17 protein-coding genes and 5 pseudogenes are annotated in these 19,802 nt (G+C 68.8%); 11 read left to right on the forward strand and 11 right to left on the reverse strand.

Annotation, left to right across the window (positions count from 1 at the left end; translation table 11 throughout):
- Both ACIRF8_RS31335 and ACIRF8_RS31340 read right to left on the reverse strand, forming a co-directional pair.
- Positions 1-95 (reverse strand): annotated as a pseudogene (locus ACIRF8_RS31335) (IS5/IS1182 family transposase); the annotation flags it as partial.
- A complete protein-coding gene (locus tag ACIRF8_RS31340) occupies positions 74-520 on the reverse strand; it encodes a hypothetical protein (RefSeq protein ID WP_404220303.1) in 447 nt (148 codons plus the stop codon). The pseudogene ACIRF8_RS31335 and the gene ACIRF8_RS31340, both read right to left, overlap by 22 nt.
- Before the next feature lie 75 nt (positions 521-595).
- On the opposite strand from ACIRF8_RS31340, the gene ACIRF8_RS31345 reads away from it, so the two are divergent.
- Positions 596-1,246, forward strand: coding sequence for a hypothetical protein (locus tag ACIRF8_RS31345; protein ID WP_404220305.1), 651 nt, complete (start codon positions 596-598; stop codon positions 1,244-1,246).
- A gap of 573 nt (positions 1,247-1,819) precedes the next feature.
- Here ACIRF8_RS31345 and ACIRF8_RS31350 read toward each other — a convergent pair.
- The gene (locus tag ACIRF8_RS31350; protein WP_404220307.1) at positions 1,820-2,257 is read right to left on the reverse strand and encodes an RICIN domain-containing protein; all 438 of its coding nucleotides are present in this window, start codon (positions 2,255-2,257) and stop codon (positions 1,820-1,822) included.
- Positions 2,258-2,840: 583 nt separating this feature from the next.
- Here ACIRF8_RS31350 and ACIRF8_RS31355 point away from each other — a divergent pair.
- Positions 2,841-3,425: a hypothetical protein gene (locus ACIRF8_RS31355; RefSeq protein ID WP_404220309.1), complete on the forward strand. Its 585-nt coding sequence runs from the start codon at positions 2,841-2,843 to the stop codon at positions 3,423-3,425.
- A 126-nt stretch (positions 3,426-3,551) separates the two neighbouring features.
- Here the strand turns inward: ACIRF8_RS31355 and ACIRF8_RS31360 are convergent, their stop codons facing one another.
- Positions 3,552-4,754 carry a hypothetical protein gene (locus ACIRF8_RS31360; RefSeq protein ID WP_404220311.1) on the reverse strand — a complete coding sequence of 401 codons (1,203 nt, stop codon included), beginning with the start codon at positions 4,752-4,754 and terminating at the stop codon, positions 3,552-3,554.
- A 446-nt stretch (positions 4,755-5,200) separates the two neighbouring features.
- Positions 5,201-6,178: an IS3 family transposase gene (locus tag ACIRF8_RS31365; RefSeq protein WP_404220313.1), complete on the reverse strand. Its 978-nt coding sequence runs from the start codon at positions 6,176-6,178 to the stop codon at positions 5,201-5,203.
- Between ACIRF8_RS31365 and ACIRF8_RS31370 the strand changes: the two genes are divergently transcribed.
- Positions 6,140-6,805 (forward strand): hypothetical protein, encoded by a 666-nt coding sequence (locus tag ACIRF8_RS31370; protein ID WP_404220315.1) that lies wholly within the window; start codon positions 6,140-6,142, stop codon positions 6,803-6,805. The two genes, ACIRF8_RS31365 and ACIRF8_RS31370, sit on opposite strands and share 39 nt — an antisense overlap.
- 9 nt (positions 6,806-6,814) lie before the next feature.
- On the opposite strand, the pseudogene ACIRF8_RS31375 reads toward ACIRF8_RS31370, so the two are convergent.
- Positions 6,815-7,152: pseudogene (locus ACIRF8_RS31375) on the reverse strand (IS5/IS1182 family transposase); the annotation flags it as partial.
- Positions 7,153-7,356: 204 nt separating this feature from the next.
- On the opposite strand from ACIRF8_RS31375, the gene ACIRF8_RS31380 reads away from it, so the two are divergent.
- From ACIRF8_RS31380 to ACIRF8_RS31390, 3 genes and pseudogenes are all read left to right on the forward strand, one after another.
- On the forward strand, positions 7,357-9,318 hold the full coding sequence (locus tag ACIRF8_RS31380) for an RHS repeat-associated core domain-containing protein (RefSeq protein WP_404220317.1): 1,962 nt from the start codon (positions 7,357-7,359) through the stop codon (positions 9,316-9,318).
- A 119-nt stretch (positions 9,319-9,437) separates the two neighbouring features.
- Positions 9,438-9,980, forward strand: a complete 543-nt coding sequence (locus tag ACIRF8_RS31385; protein ID WP_404220319.1) for a hypothetical protein — start codon at positions 9,438-9,440, stop codon at positions 9,978-9,980.
- A 332-nt stretch (positions 9,981-10,312) separates the two neighbouring features.
- Positions 10,313-10,540, forward strand: a pseudogene (locus ACIRF8_RS31390) (transposase); the annotation flags it as partial.
- Positions 10,541-10,760: 220 nt separating this feature from the next.
- On the opposite strand, the gene ACIRF8_RS31395 reads toward ACIRF8_RS31390, so the two are convergent.
- Together ACIRF8_RS31395 and ACIRF8_RS31400 are read right to left on the reverse strand one after the other, a co-directional pair.
- Positions 10,761-11,186, reverse strand: a complete 426-nt coding sequence (locus ACIRF8_RS31395; RefSeq protein ID WP_404220321.1) for a tautomerase family protein — start codon at positions 11,184-11,186, stop codon at positions 10,761-10,763.
- Positions 11,187-11,229: 43 nt separating this feature from the next.
- The gene (locus tag ACIRF8_RS31400) at positions 11,230-11,934 is read right to left on the reverse strand and encodes an SDR family oxidoreductase (RefSeq protein WP_404220323.1); all 705 of its coding nucleotides are present in this window, start codon (positions 11,932-11,934) and stop codon (positions 11,230-11,232) included.
- A gap of 200 nt (positions 11,935-12,134) precedes the next feature.
- Between ACIRF8_RS31400 and ACIRF8_RS31405 the strand changes: the two genes are divergently transcribed.
- Complete coding sequence (locus tag ACIRF8_RS31405; RefSeq protein ID WP_404220325.1) at positions 12,135-12,749, forward strand: TetR/AcrR family transcriptional regulator; 615 nt, start codon at positions 12,135-12,137, stop codon at positions 12,747-12,749.
- Between the two features lie 35 nt (positions 12,750-12,784).
- Here ACIRF8_RS31405 and ACIRF8_RS31410 read toward each other — a convergent pair whose 3' ends face one another.
- Positions 12,785-13,315: a winged helix-turn-helix transcriptional regulator gene (locus ACIRF8_RS31410; RefSeq protein ID WP_404220327.1), complete on the reverse strand. Its 531-nt coding sequence runs from the start codon at positions 13,313-13,315 to the stop codon at positions 12,785-12,787.
- A 56-nt stretch (positions 13,316-13,371) separates the two neighbouring features.
- Between ACIRF8_RS31410 and ACIRF8_RS31415 the strand changes: the two genes are divergently transcribed.
- Together ACIRF8_RS31415 and ACIRF8_RS31420 are read left to right on the forward strand one after the other, a co-directional pair.
- Positions 13,372-14,946 carry an MFS transporter gene (locus ACIRF8_RS31415; protein ID WP_404220329.1) on the forward strand — a complete coding sequence of 525 codons (1,575 nt, stop codon included), beginning with the start codon at positions 13,372-13,374 and terminating at the stop codon, positions 14,944-14,946.
- A gap of 714 nt (positions 14,947-15,660) precedes the next feature.
- Positions 15,661-17,532, forward strand: coding sequence for a serine/threonine-protein kinase (locus ACIRF8_RS31420; RefSeq protein ID WP_404220330.1), 1,872 nt, complete (start codon positions 15,661-15,663; stop codon positions 17,530-17,532).
- A gap of 560 nt (positions 17,533-18,092) precedes the next feature.
- Here the strand turns inward: ACIRF8_RS31420 and ACIRF8_RS31425 are convergent.
- The gene (locus ACIRF8_RS31425) at positions 18,093-18,377 is read right to left on the reverse strand and encodes a hypothetical protein (RefSeq protein ID WP_404220331.1); all 285 of its coding nucleotides are present in this window, start codon (positions 18,375-18,377) and stop codon (positions 18,093-18,095) included.
- Positions 18,378-18,590, reverse strand: coding sequence for a hypothetical protein (locus ACIRF8_RS31430; protein WP_404220333.1), 213 nt, complete (start codon positions 18,588-18,590; stop codon positions 18,378-18,380).
- A 159-nt stretch (positions 18,591-18,749) separates the two neighbouring features.
- On the opposite strand from ACIRF8_RS31430, the pseudogene ACIRF8_RS31435 reads away from it, so the two are divergent.
- A pseudogene (locus ACIRF8_RS31435) lies at positions 18,750-18,881 on the forward strand (RacP protein); the annotation flags it as partial.
- A gap of 13 nt (positions 18,882-18,894) precedes the next feature.
- A pseudogene (locus ACIRF8_RS31440) lies at positions 18,895-19,690 on the forward strand (IS5 family transposase); the annotation flags it as partial.
- Positions 19,691-19,802 lie beyond the last annotated feature (112 nt).

Raw genomic sequence — 19,802 nt, forward strand, 5'->3', positions numbered from 1 at the left:
CGGCGATCCCGTACTGGCCGCCCCATCCGCGGCGGGACCAGCAACGGCTCGATCACCGCCCACGATTCATCAGTCAGCTCATGTCGACGCACCACAAAGACACCAACGACCCAACCACTTTGCGGACACGACCTAGCGACAGATCCGCGATGATCTTCCCCGGCGGCGCCTGGACGCCGTACCGGCTGCGCGCGGAGTCGATGGCCCGGCGGGGCTTGTCGTTGATGTCGACCTGCCGCGGGCCACGCGGCCCGCCGCGCTTGGTGCGCATAAGCTCACCACGCTGCGCACCAGCGGCGCCCTGGCCGCCGTCGCCGATGCCGCCGAGGAGCTGGCTTCCCGCGGCCGCGCGCCCGCCGCGATCCGGCTGCGCCGTACCTACCTCCGCCACGACGAGCCCCGCCACGTCGACCGGGAGCGCAACGGCCTGCCCCGCGCCGAGCAGCCCCCCGCCGCCCGCCTGATCGCCCCGCGCGGCGTCGCCGGTCGCTTCCACCTCGTTCTGCTGTTCGCCGCCCACTGTCAGACCGCCCCGGGCCACAAGTGGCCCAACCGCATCCCGATCGAGCCCGACAGCACCCGGCCGTTCTCCTGGATGGGGCTGCTCGGCGCGCACGCCCGCCACACTCCCGACGGTCCGCGGGTCGCCAGCCCCCGCGTCAACAAGGCCCGGCAGATCACCGAAGCCGTCAAGAAGCTGCACGAGCATCAGCTGCTCGAGCTTCCCAACGCCGGGACATCCCGGCCCTTCCGGGACTTCCAGCTCCTGTGCGACAGCGGCGCCAGCACCAAGGCCGCCCCCATCCCCTACAAGGTGCCCCGTGGCGCGCTGCCCGGCGTCAACGTGCCGACCGAGTTCTTCACCCGCGGCTGGGTCAATGTGCTCACCCCCAGCGAGACCGTCTCCTACCTGATGTGGCTCGACATCAACCAGAACCCCGTCCACGCCGAGCCCTACGTCACCGGTACCGAACGCGCCGGCCACTTCGGGCTCAGCCGCGACGCCTACGAGACCCACCGCCAGCTCGAAGCCTTCGGCCTCATCGACGTCGAAGCCGCCGCCGGCCGCTACGACGACGGGAAGTACGCTGACTACGGCACCGAGGCTGGCCGCCCGATCTGCCACCGGGCCACCCTCACTCCCAACGGGCTCACCCGTGACGCAGCCGACGTGATCGAACCCGTCCTGCGCGCCTTTGCCGCACACGGAACCTGGGACCGGCCTCTCGCCCTGCGAACCAGTTGATTCACGCATCCTGACGCCATCAGTCGCCGCGCAGAACAAGCAGCTCAGGACCCGGATGGCAGTGGACCCGCAAGAGACCTGGGTGGAAGCGATCCTGGGCCCTACGTGGCTGCCGCACGTCTATTCCGCTGGCGCGCTGAGCGGCTTCGCCAGGGCGGGATCTCAGCATCGCGTCCGTCGACCACGCACCACTCCCCGCGCCACTGCGCGCACTGGCTTCCTCGGCGGCCGCCGCACGCGAGGCATTCACCGCCGCCCGCTACAACGACCTCGCGAGCGCCCTGCCCGCTTTTCTCGCCGCCTCTGCCCCCGGATGGACAGTTCTGCCGTCGGCTCGGGGAGCGGGTGGGAAGGCCGTGGATCGCAGCCCCCGTTGCCTTGAGCGGAGGATCGCGCACGCGATCGAGTGATCGCCTGTGGGTGGCAAACGGCCCCTGGTGTCCGCACGCGCGGGCCACCCAGGGGCCGGGTGGCTACCGCCGGACCAATGCGGTGAGAGCCGTGCCGGTGGCGGCCAGGATCTCGGCGGCCCTGGTGCCGGAGGGGGACCGGCCTTCACGAACAGGTGTTCACTCAGGCCACGGTCCACTGCTGGTTGGCCGGCTCTCCCACGCCGCATAGCAAGGTGTACACGGAATTTGGGGCGACGGTCAGACAATTGCCATTGCCGACGTTCTTGATCTGCCCGTTCTCCACGGTCCACTGCTGATTGGCCGGCTCCCCCGCGCCGCATAGCAAGGTGTACACGGAATTTGGGGCGACGGTCAGACAATTGCCATTGCCGACGTTCTTGATCTGCCCGTTCTCCACGGTCCACTGCTGATTGGCCGGCCCCCCCGCGCCGCATAGCAAGGTGTACACGGAATTTGGGGCGACGGTCAGACAATTGCCATTGCCGACGTTCTTGATCTGTACGGGGTCCGCGGCCAGCGCGGGTGACGCAACCAGGGCGGGTGACGCGACCAGGGCGGCGGTGAGGGTAAGCGCGCTGACGAGTAGACCACGGCACATGAGAATTCCATTTCTTGAGGTGTGCGCTGACCCCCACATAAGCAGCGACGCCCAAGGGAGAACGCCAATTCGTCCTCTTGTGCGCGTGTCGGCCGGGCGTGGTCCCTGGGTGGAGACTGCCGGATGCCGATCCGGCAGACGTGCACAGACCGCCGGAGGCGTGCCCTATATCCCAGGACATCGGCGCCACGTCACCAGCTCGAAGAACACCCCAAGGAGACAGAACACACCCTGGCCAGGAGGGCAAGGACTCAGCTCACCCTGCAGGGGTGGCGACGCAACGATCGCCGACCGCCCGTGTGCTCCGCGCGTGTCACCGGCTTCGGGTGTGACGAGGCGGGCACCCGGTCCATCGAGGACGTCCCATGCCAATGCCTCAGCCGGAGGTGGTCTACCAGCGCCGGGCCCGCCAACGAAACACTGGCGTCCGGGCTGCGTACCCGCGGCAGCCAGCGCCGCGGGAGGTCGTGGGGGCAGTGCGTAAAGTACGCAGAGTACGCGTCAACAGCCGGCCTCCAAGACCATCCCGTAGGGGCCCCGAACGGGTCCGGGGAGCTGACATCGGGGCGGGAGGATGGCCGGCATGGCACGTAACAAGATCCGGCCCCTGGGACACTGCGTCCGCTGCACCCGCGCCTGCTGGAAGGAGAGCAGTGACGCTAGCCGGTGGAACACCGAGTTCGACAAGGGCGTCCCGATCGGTCTGCTCTGCCCGACGTGCCAGACCCCTGAGGAGAACGCCGAGGCGGAGGTGAAGGCCGCCACGCTCGACTACACGAACACCGTCACGGACGCCGACGGACGCCAGGGGACTGCCCCTGTCGGCGGCTGGCACACCGTCACCGCCGGCGGGCACGCGATGGTGGACGACGACAAGAGCGTTCACCTGGTGCTCGCAATCGAGGCGGCAGAGCTCCGTATCGCAGTAGGGCCGCACAGCGATGCCCGCCTCGCCGAGCTTTTCGCCAGCTCGTATGCGGCCGTGATCCGCGCGGCACTGGCGCAGCACCAGGCCCGGCCCGGGGGCCGCACGGTCGTCTACAACCCCGTGGAAGGGCTGGAGCCGGACACCGTCTGGGCCATTGAGGATCACGCCCTGTGCGAGGACGGTGAGGACCGGGGGAACTCATGCTGTCCTTCTCCCCCCGGCTCAACCCGCATCTGCTGAGCGCCTTCGCACCGCCCGTGGCGCAGGCGCTGCGTTCGGCGCTCCGAGCGGCCGCGTAGCCCTGTCCCCCAGACCGCTCGGCGTCTGGCACCGGGAGAGCGCATCTTCGTGCTGCTTATCCGGGTGTCAGCGGCGAAAGGCACGGTCGGGGTCACGGGCGCCTTCGGCTCGGAACGGCTCGAACCACTCATCGGCGGCGAGGTTCACCATGCCCAACGCCTGGTGCACATCACTGTCCGGGTCTTCCATGCCGTCGAGGCGGGCGTCGAAGAGCATCAGCACGTCATGGTCCTCGAAGAGGAGGTCCGAGCAGCCCGGCCAGTCGTAGTCGGCGCCGCTCTGGGGCAGATGAGCGACGAGGTCCTGGACGGCCCGCGGCCGGTTGGTGGTGATCGACCGGGCGCGGATGATCATCAGGTGCAGGGCCATCTCCTCGCCCGTGCACTGCGGTTCCACTCCTGCGGGCGCTGCGGTGCGCAGGTCGCCGGTGAGGTCGTCGAAGGCCCGGGCCATTTGTCGGCGCCACTGCCCGTCCTGGCGCCGCGTGATGGCCGGGAGCTGGCCGAAGACGCCGCCGGCGCCGTGCGCCAGCGGTTCGTCGCCGAGCGCCGTCACCTCTTGCCAGGCCAGCGTGGACAGTTCCTCGCCCGCCCGGGCGAGGACGGCGGCCGTACGCGGGGTCAGCGGGCCCTCGTCCTCGTCGTCCTCATCGTCGAGGTGCCAATGAGGATGGTGGACGCGAGAGACGAACCGCGCGCGGGCGCGGGCGGCGGCTTCCTCGGGCGCGGCCATGCAGGTGTCGATGAGGTGCAGTTCGTCGGAGAACGGTTCGGCGGCAAGGTCGGCAGCGGCCTGGGACAGCAGCCTGGTGCCCATGTCGGCCTCGGCGTTCGATGTCGCACGGGGCAGGACGACGGCGTAGTAATTGTCGCTGAGGCGGTCGATGACGTCGGCGACGACGGTGGTGATGAGGGTGAGGTCGTCGAAGGGGGCCTGGATCTGCAGGCGGTCCAGGACCAGGAAGTGGCCGGGCTGCTCGACCGCGGCCTCCAACTCGGGCGCGAGGCCGCCGTCCGGGGTCAGGAGCTGGCCGGCGGCGATCTCGCAGAGCCCGCCGTGGTCGGTCATGCGCGCGGCCAGGTTGTCGGCGTCGTAGTGCCGGCACCGCGCCGCACGCAGGCTGCCCACCTGATGCTCGCCGTCCAGGACACGGATGTGCCACTCCTGCAGACCGGCGGCGAGATCGGCCAGACGATGGCGGTGATGCAGCTCGATGGCCACCTTCGTGAGGTCAGGCACCGAAGGGGCGGATTGCGCGGGGGCGGTCATCGTTGCTCCTGTCGGCCGTACGGGGTGCAGGGCGCAGCACCACCGTAGCGACCCGCAGCCAGGCGTACGTGCCCGTCGCCAACACTTCACCGTCGTGCGCCAGTTGCCTCTTGCTCCTAATGGGGGCGCTCATGCCGCGGGGAGCGCAGGGGCGTTGACTCTTGGCTCGGCAGCCGGGGGCGAGGGCGGGCGGCGTGGCTGTGGGCGGTACGGGCCGCTGTCAGCCGTGCGCGCGGTGTACGACACGACGGGCCGGCGCACGTACCGGCCCGCGTGACGTGGGCGGGCGGTTGCGGGCATGGTGGATGCTATGGACTTCCAGCCGGTTGAGCGTACGTCCGGGGCGTTCCAGCAGTCACTTGCCGCCGAGGAGATCGAGGCGATCTGCTGGCGGGCGTTCGACATGGATACGATTGTGGGCCTTGACCTCGAATCCTGGACACGGGTTATGCGGCTTGTGCCAGCGTAGTTGGCGTGTGGTGGAGGGCGTTCTCGAAGGTGATGGGTGATTGTTGTCCGAGGCGTGAGTGTCGGCGTCTGGTGTTGTAGCGGTGGAGCCATCTGAAGGCGTCGAGTCGGGCCTCGCGCTCGTTGGACCAGCTTTTTCGTCCTTGCAGGGTCTCGCGTTTGAAGGTGGCGTTGAAGGACTCGGCGAGTGCAATGTCCGCGCTGGACCCGACCGCGCTCATGCTTCGCCGGACCCCTGCTGAACTGCAGGCTTCGGCGAAAGTCCTGCTCGTGTACTGGGCTCCGTGGTCGGTGTGCATGATCGATCCGGCGAGGCTGCCGCTCCGGACAGCCGCGGCCAAGGCTTCGGTGACGAGTTCCGCGCGCATGTGGTCGGCGATCGCCCAGTCGGCCAGACGCCGTGAGGCGAGGTCGATGATGGTGGCCAGGTAGCAGAACTTCGCGCCGTCGATGGGCAGGTTGGTGATGCCGCCGACGTACTTCGTGTTCGGGGCCTGGGCGGTGAAGTCGCGGCCGATCAGGTCGGACGGCTTGGCGGCGGCCGGGTCGGGGACGGTGGTGCGGTGCCGGCGGCGCAACCGGACTCCTTCGATCCCGGACGCCCGCATAATCCGGGCGACGCGCTTGTGGTTGACCGCCTCGCCGCCCGTCTCGCGGAGCTCGGCGGTGATTCTCGGAGCCCCATAGGTGCCGTCCGATCCCTGGTGCACCGCCCGTATCCGGGTGGCGAGCTTCGCGTCGGCAGCCTGCCGGGGGGCCCGGTCCGCAGCCGTCCGGCGCCAGTAGTAGAAGCTCGAGCGGGCGACGCCGAGAATGCTGCAGAGCCGGCTGAGTTGTTCAGCGGCCCGGTGCTGCTCGCTGCGGTACTCGCCGGCAAGGGGCGCCTGCTGCAAAGAGCGGCGCTCGCGGTCGCGCTCATGCTCTCCACCCAGTGGGTCACGGCGCACACCATCCATGTCACGAAGATGTCGACACCGGTGCCGACATGGGCCACAGAAGCACACGGCGCACTGGCGGCACTGGACCGGCTAGGTGCGAGCCGGACCCGCGTGGAGGTCGTGCCAGCAGTCAACCACCGGGAGACCACCGTGCTTGGCCCCTACGTGAATCTCGCACGCGGATGGAATCGTCAGGTCGATGTAGAGCGCGGTGACCTCTTTTACGAAGGCCGGTTCTCCGCCGCGAGGTACCGCTCATGGCTCAACAATTGGGCGGTGAAGTACGTCGTTCTGCCAAACGGCAAGCCCGACTTCGCAGCGAAAGATGAGGCTGAACTCGTAAGGAGCGAGCCTAATTGGCTGGAACGTGTATGGCATGACACAAACTGGCAGATCTACGCAGTCAAGCACGCCAGGCCCCTGGCCATCGGCGCCGGTGCGTCTGTGGTCAGCAGCGACAACGCCCAAGTCACCATCCGCGCCCGGAAACAGGGGACGGTAAGCCTGCGTATCGCCTACTCCCCGTGGCTGCGCACCAGCGCCGGCTGCATCGAACGTGACGGTGAGTGGGCGCGCCTCAAAGTGCCGAGAGCTGGCCGATATCACATCGACAGCTCGTACCTCCCATGGCAAATGCGCTGCTGAGACCGTGTCCTACGTGGTGAGGCGGACGAGCCGCTGTAGCAGCACAAGGCGGCAGCGGGTCCGAGCAAGCCCAGGTAGTTGCGGGGAGCGCGCTCGTAGCGGGGACCGAGACGCCGGTAGCCCCACAACCGGGACATGGGCCGCTCGAACACCCACCTGCGGCGGCCGAGCTGTTCGCTGCGCTCGATTCCCTTGCGGGCGATACGCACGCCGATGTGCTTACCCCACAGCCATCTCCGCAGGTGGGAATTAACCCTGTGCACATGCACGGGGTTAAACCCTGTGCACATGCAGCCGCTGCCCTTGAAGTACAGGCCGCGGAAGGGGTCATCATGTTGCTGGCTGTGCCGATTGTTGTTCAGACCTCCATAGCCAGCAGTCCCGGCGCTGGACGCGAAGGACGTCCTGGCGACCGCGGAACGCTTCCCGTGGGCCGTGGCCGCACCCGGCGAGCGGCACTGGCCGGACGGGTCGGACTTCCTGGACGTAGCGCTGAGCAGGGGGTGCGCCCCGAGGAACGCGCGGGATACATCGAGCGCCTGGAGGCGTTAGTGGAGCAGCACCGCCCGCGCCTGGAGGAGATGCTGCGCACGTACGGGCCGGGCAGCAAGCCCGCCTCGCACGGCCGGTACGCGCTGATCGGACAGCCCGAGACCCTGGTCATCGTGGAGCGGATGGAGGCCGCGCCGTTCCTCCTGCGCGGCCAGTGGGAGAAGGAGCTGGAGGCCGTCTTCCTGGACGACCTCGAGTCCGCGTGGGGGCCGCGTATGGCTGTGCATGACTTCTCTGGCCCCATCGGACCGCCGACTCCCGCCACGTCGTACACCTACGACCCGGCCACGGGCCGGACGCTGACGCAATCCTCCGGCGGCAAGACCATCACCAGCCGCTACGACGGCCTGGGCCGCCCTTACGCATACGACGACGGGGCGGGCAACGTCACGACCACGTCCTACGACGGCCTGGACCGGCCGGTGAAGATGACCGACTCGGCCCCGTCGACGGTGACATACACCTACAACACCGCGGGCAACCGCAAGACGCTCACGGACTCGGTGGCCGGAACCTTCGAGGGCACCTACGACGTCGACGGCAAGCTGATCCGGCAAACCCTGCCAGGCGGCTACACACTGACGCTGACCAGCGACTCGGAAGGGCACCGCACCAGCAGGACCTACACCGCGCCCGACGGCACCCCGGTGCTCTCCGACAATGCCGCCTACACGGCGCAGGGCCGCCAGACGGGCCGCACGCAGACCGACGGCGTCTCGACCAAGACGGAGTACACCTACGACGGTGCCGGGCGCCTCACCCAGGCGTCGGACACCACCGCCACCGGATGCGTCTCGCGCGCCTACACGTTCGACACCAACAGCAACCGCACGTCTCTGACCACCCGGGCGGACGACTGCGACAGCGCCGCGGACGACGCCGCAGAGGACACCGTCCGCTACAACTACGACAGCGCCGACCGGCTCACCACTCACACCTACGACGCCTTCGGTCGCACCACGGCGAAGGACGGCACGGACCTAACCTACTACAGCAACGACCTCGCCGCCTCACAGACCCGCGGCGACATCCGCAACACCTGGCAGCTCGACGCCGCGGGCCGACTCGCGGTCCAGGCCACCGAATCGAAGAACGGAACCGCCTGGCAGCGCGACACGGCGGTGACCAACCACTACGGCTGCGCGTGCGACAGCCCGACCTGGACCAGCGACGGCACCGACGTCAACCGCTACGTGTCCGACATCGACGGAGACATGGCGGCCCGCACCACAGGGGGCACAACAGTGCTCCATCTGTCCAACCTCCAGGGCGACATTGCCGTCCAGCTGCCCCGGGCCGAGGACGCCGCCGCCACCGTCCAGCACTTCGACGAATCCGGGCGCGGGGACACGGCTGCCGGATACGGACGGCTGGGCAGCCAGCAGCGGATTACGGCGCCGGTCTCCGGTGACGTCATCATGGGCGTACGCCTCTACGACCGGTCCCTGGGCCGCTTCCTGTCTGCCGACCCCGCCTATGGCGGCAGTTGCAACGCGTACGAATACGTGTGCGGCGATCCCGTCAGCGGCGTCGACCTCGGCGGCACCAGCCTCAAATACCGTGACCAGCACTCGTGCACCAAGCTGACCTGCATCGGCATCCGCCGCTCCTGCGACAGCAAGAACCGGTGTGCGCTGTCCCACTACCTGACCTTCCGCAAGCAGTGGCGCAACGCCTACATCCACTGCGGCGCCGTGTGGACCATCAGCGTCGACGGGTTCTACGTCAAGAAGGAGACCTACAGCCACGGCGAGAACGGCAAATACAAGTTCCACGGATACTGGTACAGCAACAACAAAGACAAGGGGCGCGGCTGGTTCAAGTGCGGCTGGTTCAACTGCGTGCTGGACCCGGGTGACAGCGTGACCGTCACCTGGGAGGGCGTCGCAACCCTGGGCGGCCGCAAGTACGCCTGGAGCGCCGGGCAGAACTTCTCCGGCAGCGGCCGCTACCACCGCTAGTACCGTCCCGCTTCCCCACCGGTGGCCGGCCGCCCGCCCCGCGGACGGCCAGCCACCAGCCGATAGGCGCCCTGTCAAAACTCCCCCGGCGAACCACTCGCCCCGCTCAAGGAGCCCCCATGTCCGCCCACGCCGACGGCCCTCAGGTCCCGACCGATCCCGCCTTCCTCGCATGGGCCCGCGACCTGTGCGAAGACCTGTGGCTCATGCTCGGCGAGATCGACCCGTCCAACGACTTCCTGGCATTCCTGTGGCAGACCTTCACCACCAACGGCGAAGCCCCCTCGTCCCGTATCGCCCCCCTGATCCAGCAGCGCAGAATCGAACTGGCCCGGCACTACATGCACCACTTCGTCGCCCAGGCACGCCAGGACACCGGCCTCACCATCGAGGAAGCCATGTCGTTCTCCGAGCCGGACGAACTCGAACCCACGGGCCTGACCCAGGTCGGCAACCTCAGCATCCAGGGCATCCACCGGGCGGACGTCGCCCGGGACACCGCCGAGGCGGTCCAGGACTACCTCATGGCTCGCTACTGGATGGTCTGGCCGCAGTGCCCCACACACCACCTCGGTCTGCACCCGGTGCTGACAGACGGCATCCCGCAGTGGAAGTGTTCATCCGGGGACCACAACAGGCCCATGCTGCGAAACGACGCGTGACCAAGCAGCTTTTCGGACGCAAGCAGCACCCCGCACGGCCGTACATCAACCGCTGGACAATGCCCGGATCGACGGATCGAGCGGCTCCGAATCTGATGGGCGTGGTCTGCCCAGTGTCGAGTGGAGCCGGTTGCGCGCCGCGCGGGCAATGCAGCCCTCGATGGCGGCTACGACCGGATCGTGGCCACCGTCTCGATCCCCGCGATCTCCGTCTCCCGCGCCCACTCGCCCCGGACGGCCGGCTGGTGACCTCGCCTCCACCGGACTGAGGCTGACCCTTTGGACTGGACACCCTGACAATGGATCTTGATGGTCCAGGGAGGGATGTCCAGGTGGGACGGAAGTCTCCGTATCCGGAGGAGTTCCGAAAGGATGCTGTCGCGCTGTATCGCGCGTCGGGCGGCAAGCGGACGTACGCGGCGGTGGCCGCGGATCTCGGGATCACCGGGGAGACGCTGCGCACGTGGGTCCGCAAGGACGCCGGCCGGGCTGCGCCCGGGCCGCCGGGTGGCAGCGCGCTCAGCCCGGCCGAGGAGCTGGCCCGGCTGCGGGGCCGCAGTGAAGGGGGAGTGTTCAATGATCATCGGATCCGCCGATCATCGAACACTCCCGTCAGGGAAGGCCCCCTCCGGCCGGAGCGTGGAAACGGTCCGGCGTGGAGCGGCCGTGAGTGGCATGACCTGCACGAAGCGACGAGTACGGGGCTCTGCTCGCTGCCGGCCGGCCGGTGCCAGGCGGCGGACGCGCCTGGCACCCAAGCGTGCGCCGGTCGTTTTGGGCTCAGTAGGGGATGGGCCGGTTCTCTTCGACCCAGAGCTGGTGGGCTTCGCTCTCGGGCGGGGGCGGAGCTATGCCGTCGAGCATCCAGAGGTCACGGGGGGTTTCGTCGATGTGGAACTCGCAGTACAGGCCGCGCTCGGTGGTGTGGGGGGCGAGGATGCGTGCCAGGATCTGGCGGGTCCTGACCCGGGTGTCGGGGTCCTTGGCGTGGACGGCTATGTGGTCGGCCTTGATCCTTACGGATGCGGCCGAGGGCTCGCCTCCGATGAGGAAGGAATCTGCGTCGATCTCCTGGAAGACGGTGACGACGTAGAAGGCCGGCAGGTTTCCGTACCGGGTGTAGAAGCCGGTGATGTCTGCGGAGAACTGCTTCTTCTGCTGGGGGGTGTAGGTGCCGGGCGGATGGTAGATGGTCCAGAGCGGCATGAGTTCCTCCGGGTGAGGGCGTTGGAGTGCGGGCTGCTGGCGCTCAGCGGCGCAGGGTGGGCAGGACGAGGTCCTCGACCGGGCCGGCGAGCGCCGCCTTGAACGTGCGGGTGACCTCGTCGACGAGGACCTCGCTCTCGCCGTTCTCGACGCCGCCGAGGACGATGCGTGCCACGTCGGCGGGCGCGATCTTCTGGGTGGGGATGGCCGCGACCATCTCGGTGTCGGCGAATCCGAGGTGGACGCCGACGACCTGGGTGTGCTGTGCGGCGAGTTCGATGCGCAGGGAGTTCGTCAGCGACCACAGGGCCGCCTTGGAGGCTCCGTAGGCGCCGCTTCCTGCTGCCCAGGACAGGAACGAGTGGATGTTGACCAGGGCGCCGCCGCCGTTGTCGGCCAGGATGGGGGCGAACGCCTGGGCGACGCGCAGCGGGCCGTAGACGTTGGTGTCGAAGGTGGCGAAAACCTGCGCGAGGTCGCCGGTGAGCAGGGGAGCCGGGTGGAGCACGCCCGCGTTGTTGATGACGATGTCGACGTCGCGCGCCTTCTCGGCCACGTCGGTGACGGCGTAGCCGTGGGTGACGTCGAGGAAGAGCGTTTCGACACGGGGGTCATCGCTGGGGTGCGGGTCGCGGGCGGTGGCGTACACCTTCGTGGCGCCGCGGGCCAGGAGTTGTTCTACGAATGCCTTGCCGATGCCTCGTTGGCCACCAGTGACCAGGGCGATGGAACCTTCGATTGCGGTCATGCGCGTTCCTTGGCGTGAGATGCGTCCGGGCACGCGCCGTCACGCCGCATGGCGGTTCGCGACGGCGCGTGCAGTAGCCACACATTAGATGATCGCCATCATCAAAAACAGGGAGGTGCTGCCGTAGGCTGATCAGCACACGGCCGACAGGTCGGGGGCAGGAGAAAGAGGGCGCGGGTATGCCTCGTATGTCGCGAGAGGTGACAGAGCAGCACCGGCGGCAGGTGGTCGAGAACACGTCACGGCTGATTCGCGAGAAGGGGCCCGAGCGCGTCACCGTGCCCGAGGTGATGGCCTCAGCGGGGCTGACCCACGGCGGCTTCTACCGGCACTTCGCCTCGAAGGACGACCTGCTCACCCAGGCGCTCGCGGCGGCCTTCACCGAGCGCCGCGCCGCCATGGATCGAATCGCGGACGAACCGGCTTCGCCCGACGCCGCGTCAGCCCGCGACGCCTTCCTGGCCACGTACCTCTCGGAACTGCACCGGGACCACCCCGCCGACGGCTGCCCGGCCGCCGCCGTGGCCGCCGACGCGGCCCGCGCCGAGCCCGGCTCCCCCCTGCGCGCGGCGTTCACCGCGGGTGTACGCGATCTCGCGGAAGGGCTCCACCGGCTGAACGGCAGCTCCGGACGCGACGCCGATGCGGGCGACCGCCCGCTCGCCGAACTGGCCCTCCTCGTAGGCGCCGTCCTGCTCGCCCGCGCCAGCGACGACGCCGCCCTCTCGCGCGAGATCCTGGACGAAGCCCGCGACCTTCTGCGCGACCGCACCGCCCAGGAGCCCGCACTCCCCGAGGAGCCCTTCGCGGGCTGACACCGCGGCCAGCCGCGAACGCTGCTCCTGCGCGACTACTGGGTCTGCTCGTCGGCCGGGGGCCGGGAGGGGGTGAGCCGCGCCTCGGTCTCCTCGATGCTCACGTCATGGCCCGCCGCGCACCGCACGGCCGGGAGAAGCACTTCGCCGCATCCGGCGTGCGCGAGTTCGACTCCGCCCCGCCCGCCGTCCGTCGCTCTTCCCCAGTTCATCAACGCGACGAACAGCGGGAACAGGGAGCGTCCCCGCTCGGTCAGCACGTACTCGTGCCGGGTGCGCGCGCCCGGCACCCGGTAGGGCCGACGTGCCATCAGGCCATCGGCCACCAGTTGCCGCAGCCGCTTGGAGGCGACCGTCTCCGCGAGGCCGGTGCGCCGGACCAGATCGTCGAAGCGGCGCCCGCCGTAGAACGCCTCTCTGATCAGCATCATCGCCGAGCGGGTGCCGACCACCTCCAGGGACCGTTCCATGGCGCACCAGCCGGCCGCCGTGAAGGCATCCCGGTCGGCGAAGTCGCCTGTGCGCGTGAACACCGTGTCTTCGTCGTGCAGGTCAGCGCGTTCCATGCACCCATCCTAACCTGGCTAGCTTTTTGGCAAGTCAGACTGCTACTTTCCTGGCTATGCAAAACAGCAGCCAGCCGTCAGGCGTGCGCACCGCACCCACACCCGCCGCCCCCACGGCCGCGATACCCGCCCATCCCTGGCGCGGAGTGATCACCGTGTGCCTCGGCGTGATGATGCCGTTCGTCAACGTCTCCTCGACCATCGGCGCCCTCGGCGCCATCCAGCGGGACCTGCATCCGTCCGCGAGCACGCTGGTCTGGGTGACCAGCGCCTACTCCCTGGTCGTCGCCACCCTGGTGATGTTCGCCGGCACCCTCGCCGACCTGGTCGGACGCCGCACGGTCTTCCTCGGCGGAGCAGCGGTGTTCACCGCCGGCAGCCTGCTGGCCTACGCCGCCGACAGCACGGGACTACTGATCACCGCACAGGCGGTCATGGGCGTCGGCGGGGCAGCGGTCCTTCCCGCCAGCCTGTCGATCGTCAGTCACTCCTTCACCGACCCCCACCAGCGGACCAAGGCAATCGGCGCATGGGCCAGCTGCTCCGGCCTCGGCCTGGCCGTCGGCCCGCTCGGCGCCGGACTGCTGCTCGGCAGCTTCACCTGGCACGCCGTATACCTGATCGACGTCGTGATCGGCGCGGTCACCGTGATCCTGACACCTTTCCTGGTGTCCGAGACGAAACACCCGACCCGGCGCCTGGACCTCGCCGGCGTCCTGCTGGGAACCGTCATGATCGCGTCCGCGACCTACGCCATCATCGAGGGCGGCTCCTCCGGCTACGCCTCGGGCCGCATCCTCACCATGTACGGCGTCTTCGCCGTCTCCCTCGTCCTGTTCCTCACCGTCGAGGCCCGCCACCACGACCCGATGCTGGACCTGCGCCTCTTCCGCAACCCCTCCTACACCGCGGTGATGGGCGTCGCCGCGGCATCCATGTTCGGCTTCGTCGGCACATCCCTGCTCGCCGTCCTGTACATGGAACGCGTCCAGCAGCTCTCCGCACTGGCCACCGGCATCCGGCTGCTGGCCATGTTCGCCACTTACATCGTCGTCAGCGCCCTCGCCGGACGCCTCGTCCAGAAGGTCGGCTTCACCCTCATGCTGACCGCGGGCCTCGTCATCTCGGGAGGCGGCGCACTCGCCCTCCTGGCCATCGGCCCCTTCACCGGCTACAGCGCACTCTGGCCCGGCCTCCTCATCGCAGGAATCGGCTCGGCACTGCTCACCGCCCCCTCAACGGCCGCCGCCGTCAACAGCGTTCCGCGACTGCAAGCCGGCATGGCCAGCGCGACCGTCAACATGTTCCGCCAGATCGGTTCCGTACTCGGCCCCAGCATCCTCGGAACCATCGTCACCACCAGATTCCCCCGCTACCTCGAAGACCATCTGATCACCTCGGGCATACCAGCCCCCGACGCCTTGAAAATCACCGACGGCGCTGTCCGCGGCGACACCGCGGCCTCACTGCCGACGGAACTCGCCCACACCGTCACCGACGCCGCCGCACGCGCCTTCACCGACGCCGTCCACCTCGGACTACTCATCGGCGGCATCACCCTGCTCGTCATCGCGATCCCCACGGCGATCTTCGTACGGCACCGCAACACCCCCACCCCTGCAGCCAACTGACGCACAACCCGAGCCCAGAACAACCGTCCCGGCACACGCGGCTTGCCGCGCGCGCCGGGACGGTTCGCAGATGATCCGAACGAAACGGCGCCTAGTGCTGTGACCGGATTAGGTTCGCCGGGTTGTCGGGGCATGCACATTCTCCGCTCCTGCTCCATGCAACATCATCGCGTAGGGCCAGGCAGTCACTCCGGGGCTGGACTGGCGGCTGGTGGGGCGGGCCCAAGCCGGCCATGCTGGATGCCGAGCTGGAGGTCATACAGGCGTAGAAGCTCAGAGGACCCATGAACCGGTCTCCCGTGACGGGCGGCACCGCGTCGGGTCCGTATGCGCCCTGGCCGGGGGTCGAAGCGCCGGTGCAGCGTCAGCGAGGAGACCACAGTCAGCTATACGGTGACGCCGGCGGCCCGCCAGGCGTTTATGCGGACGGTCGCACAGGCTGACCGGCCCGTTTCGGGAAGTACGCCCCTCCCCCGCGGCGCGTCGGCACACTGGCCCAGTGACTTCCTGGCGGCGCCCGCCGGTCCCACCGTCCTCCGCCTGCGGCGGTGAGGCCGACGCCCGCCCTACGAAGAATGCGGACGCAGGAACGGTGAAGTCCTGGCACATCGGCATCGGATCAACCTGCTGGCCGCTGGCACAGCGGCCAGGCTCCCTGCGGAGTTCGCCACGGGCGCCCTGTTGTCCACGTACTTGAGCGCGTAACCTCCCTCCGTGATCGAGGGCGAGAGCGGACAGGTCGTCGGTGGGCGCTTCGAACTGGTGGAGCGGCTCGGCAGCGGTGGGATGGGCACAGTGTGGCGGGCGCGCGATCTCGCGCTGCACCGTGAGGTCGCACTCAAGCAAGTTCGCCCGCTCGCCCCCGAACTGACACCGCAGGGCTCCGCCGCCTCACGCATGCTGCGCGAGGCCCGCGCCCTGGCCCGCATCAGCCACCCGAACGTCGTGACGATCCATCACGTCATCGACGAGGGAGAAGGCTCCTTTCCCTGGCTGGTGATGGAGTTGGTGCCGGGCCGCAGTCTGGCGGACCGGCTCGGCGATGGCAGTCGGCTGTACCCCGTCGACGCCGCCCGGATCGGCCGCGAGGTGCTGGCAGCACTTCGCACGGCCCACGCCGCCGGGATCTGCCACCGCGACGTCAAACCCGCCAACGTCATGCTGCGCCCGGACGGCGGCGCCATACTCACCGACTTCGGCATCGCCGCCATGCAGCGCCCTACCTCCACAGGACCCGCCTCCGCCTCGCTGACTGCTACCGGCGAACTCGTTGGCACTCCCGACTACGTGGCGCCCGAGCGCATCCGCGGCACGGACGACGACCCGGCCTCGGACCTGTGGTCGCTGGGCATGCTGCTGTACGTCTGCGTCGAGGGGCACAACCCGCTGCGCCGGCCCACCCCGCTGGCCACACTGGCGGCCGTCCTCGACGGCGAGTTGCCTCCACCGGTGCGGGCGGGGGCGCTGGCACCTGTACTGGCCGAGCTCCTGGTCCGGGACCCGGCGGCCAGGCCCGCGGCTGAGCGGCTCGACGGAATGCTGGCCGCTGTCGCCGAAGGGCATATGACGAGGCATGCGGAGCCGACGGCCGAGCTGCCCGAAGCTGCGCTGCCCACGGAGACCGCGCTGGGCCCGCCTCCCTTCGACCCGCCGCCCGCGCCTGGCTCCCGCCACACACGCCCGTGGTTGATCACCGTCGCCGCGGCCGTCGCCGCCGTGCTGATCGGCGTCACGGCATACACGTTGGGCAACACCAAGGGAGACGACGGCTCCGACGCGCAGGCGAACAAGCTTCACCTCATCCGCCCCGGCACCCTCACCGTCGCCGTCGCCGGCACCCGCAGCGGCAGCGCACACAATTTGGCGTACGCCGCGAACGACAGCGGCTGGCTCGAGGACACCAGCCCTGGGCCCAAGGCGGGTGACTGGATCGGCCCAGACCCCGACCTGGCCAAGGCACTCGGTGAGCGGCTCGGCTTGCGGGTGCGGACCGTCGGGGTCGAGATATTCGGTCCGGGCAACCCGTTCAAGGGGCTCGGCAAGGAGTACGACGTCCTCATGCCGAGCTCGAAGGTCGTCACCTTGCACGCGAAGGAACGGCAAGGGACCGATTTCCTCTACTACCTCGACTACGGCTACACGGCCTACGCACCGTGGAAGACGGCCAGGAAGATCCATTCCTGGGCCGACCTGTGCGGCCTGCGGGTCGCCGCTTTCGGCTCCGAGGAGGCGATACGCGAGGCGTCCTACCGGGAGTGCGGCCCCAAGCCGATCAAACAGACCTCCGCAGACCTCTTCGACTACCCGAAGCTGCTCCGCAACGGCTCTCTGGACGCGGTCGTCAGCGACCTCCCGTACGCCGTCGGTCAGGCGAAGGAATCCGATGGTGAATTCCATCTGGCCGAGGGCGACCTGACCGAGGGCACCCCCGTCGGCATGGCCGTGCAGGGCTCCAACGCCGCGCTGAGCAAGGCCCTCCAGCGGACCCTGAACGAGCTGATCAGCAGTGGCACGTACCGGAGCATCCTCAAGGAATGGGATCTCGAGGACGGCGCCATCCGCGCCACCCGGGTCATCCGCGACTGAACCACCTCGATGACAACCCTCCGCGGGCGACGCAGCCCAGATGCGGTCACGGACCTCGTGGTTCAGTCCTCGCCACCGGGGTGGCATACACCCGAGCCGCCCACCACAAGAAGGGCACCAAGCCTCGACGAGCAGGCGCGGCTCCCAGCTCGTGACTCCGAGGCCACGCCATGGACCCCGCCCTCCCCGAGCCCGCATGACGGGCCGTCAGCCCACAGGGTCGGGTGCGCAACTTGCACAGGCGGTACTTCAATCCGCCCCGCGGCCCCACCCTCTCGGCGATCCACGCGGAGGGTCTGCCGCACGATCGGGTGACATCTGAACTGGCTTGCTCTATAGGGCGGGTGGGAAGGATGTCGCTGTGCCCAAGCCCGATCCGGAAGAGTTCCGCCAGGACGTCGGGCGAGTTGCGAGGAACCGCGGCACGGGCGTGACCGTCGCGCAGGGTTGATGACGCTCTTTGAAATCGGCCACCCTCTGCTGAGGGGTGGCCCCAGACCTGCTCGCGATTCCCCAGTCTCGAGTGACATGCAGGGGCCGGTTTGTTCCTCAGCTGATGGTCAGGACTGGTTCGCGATCTGGCGGCCGAGCTGTTCGAGGAACTGCTGCAAGCCGGACGCGGCGACCTCGAAGTCGTCAAACCAGGAGGCCGTGGCGGACTTCCAGACTTGTCCGCTGTCTCCGATCGCGAACAGATGGCCCCCGCCGTCGCTGGCGAAGACCAACGCGATCGATTCGCCGTCGATCGGAGCGGGGCCGTACTCGCGGAAGTGTTCCGCCACCGTTACTGGTGAGTGGATGAAGTACCCGTTGTCGACGTCGGGCAGGGAAGCCTCGCCGATCACTCAGTAGAGAGTGATCAGGTCGGAGGGGATCGGCGTCAGGTCCACGAGCGCGTCCGTCGCCTGGTGGCTGTCGTCGGTTGCGAGCATCACGGCGTTGTGGCCGGGCGGAAAGCCGTGCGTCGGGAGGAAGGACTGCATCAGCCTCGTCAGCGCCGCGTCGGCCTGCTCCCACCAGGACCGGACCCACTCCGCGTCAAGCCGCTCGCCAGGCACGTTTCCCCCTCGAATACGCGTGGGACCCGCCGGCGCGAGCCCGCAAGAACATATCGGAGGGCTCGGCATGGGGAGTGATTGGGACGGCACTCTTCCGATCCGCGGCTCCTGGACCGGCCAAACCTGCTCAGGCGCGAGACGACCCGGGTCCACGTGCTGCTCACGGAGGTACGCCGTCTGATCACCGGCACCATCGCCCCGCACGCCGCCGTGGACCCGGACGACAAGCGGGTGCGGCACATCGTCGTCCAGCTCAACTCGGTCGAGTCCACCCTCGACCTGATCGCCTGACAGGGCGGTGGTCATGCGCCGGCGCCGGTATCCCTCGGACACCACAGACCTGGAATGGGCCTGCTTGAGCCCGGGTTGCCGGTGCCGGCCTGCCAGACTCCGCGCGGCGGCCGTCCCGAGGCCCATCCGTGCCGGGAGATCGTCGATGCCCTGCGCTATGTCGTCGACACGGGCTGCAAATGGGCGGCCCTTCCCGGCGATTACCCGCCCTCAAGGCGGTGTTCGGATCTTTTCAGCCGATGGTCCGCGGCCGGGGTCTTCAACCTGATCCGTGACCAGCTACGACGCCGGATCCGCCAGGCGATGAGCGCCTCCCCGAACTCGGTGGCGGCGGTGATCGACTCCCAGTCCGTCAAGGTCGCCGCCACCGCTCCGCGCGCCACGTCGGGCTGTGACGCCGGAAAAAGACGCCGGGCCGGAAGAGGCACATAATCGTGGACCTCAAAGGGCTCCCGCTGTTCGTGACGGTCACTCCGGCCGACATGCACGACAGCGTCGCCGCCCGTGAAGCCCTCTTCCGGCTCCGCCTCATGCACCCCGAAATCACCATCGTCCGGGCCGACTTGGCCTACGCGGGCACCCTCGTCACCTGGGCCAAGACCTTGCTCCACCTCACGATCAAGACCGTGAGCAGGCCCAAAAGAGCAAAGGGGTTCGTGATCCTGCCGAGGCGCTGGGTGGTGGAGCGCAGCCTGGCGTGGCTGTCGCACGCGCGCCGGAACGTGCGCGACTTCGAGTCGCTGCCCGAGCACTCCAAAGCGATGCTCACCCTCGCCGCCATCACGCTCATGACCCGCCGTCTAACGCGACCCGCGGTCCAGCCCGATGCAGCTCTCCCACGACCATCCAGGATGGTTCGCGCTGCCTGATCGCCTGTCCAAGTTGCCAGGTCAGGCAATAGGTTGGTCGGATGAGAAATGG

The sequence above is a fragment of the Streptomyces sp. NPDC102406 genome (assembly GCF_044765725.1).
In the GTDB taxonomy this organism is placed as follows: Bacteria; Actinomycetota; Actinomycetes; order Streptomycetales; family Streptomycetaceae; genus Streptomyces.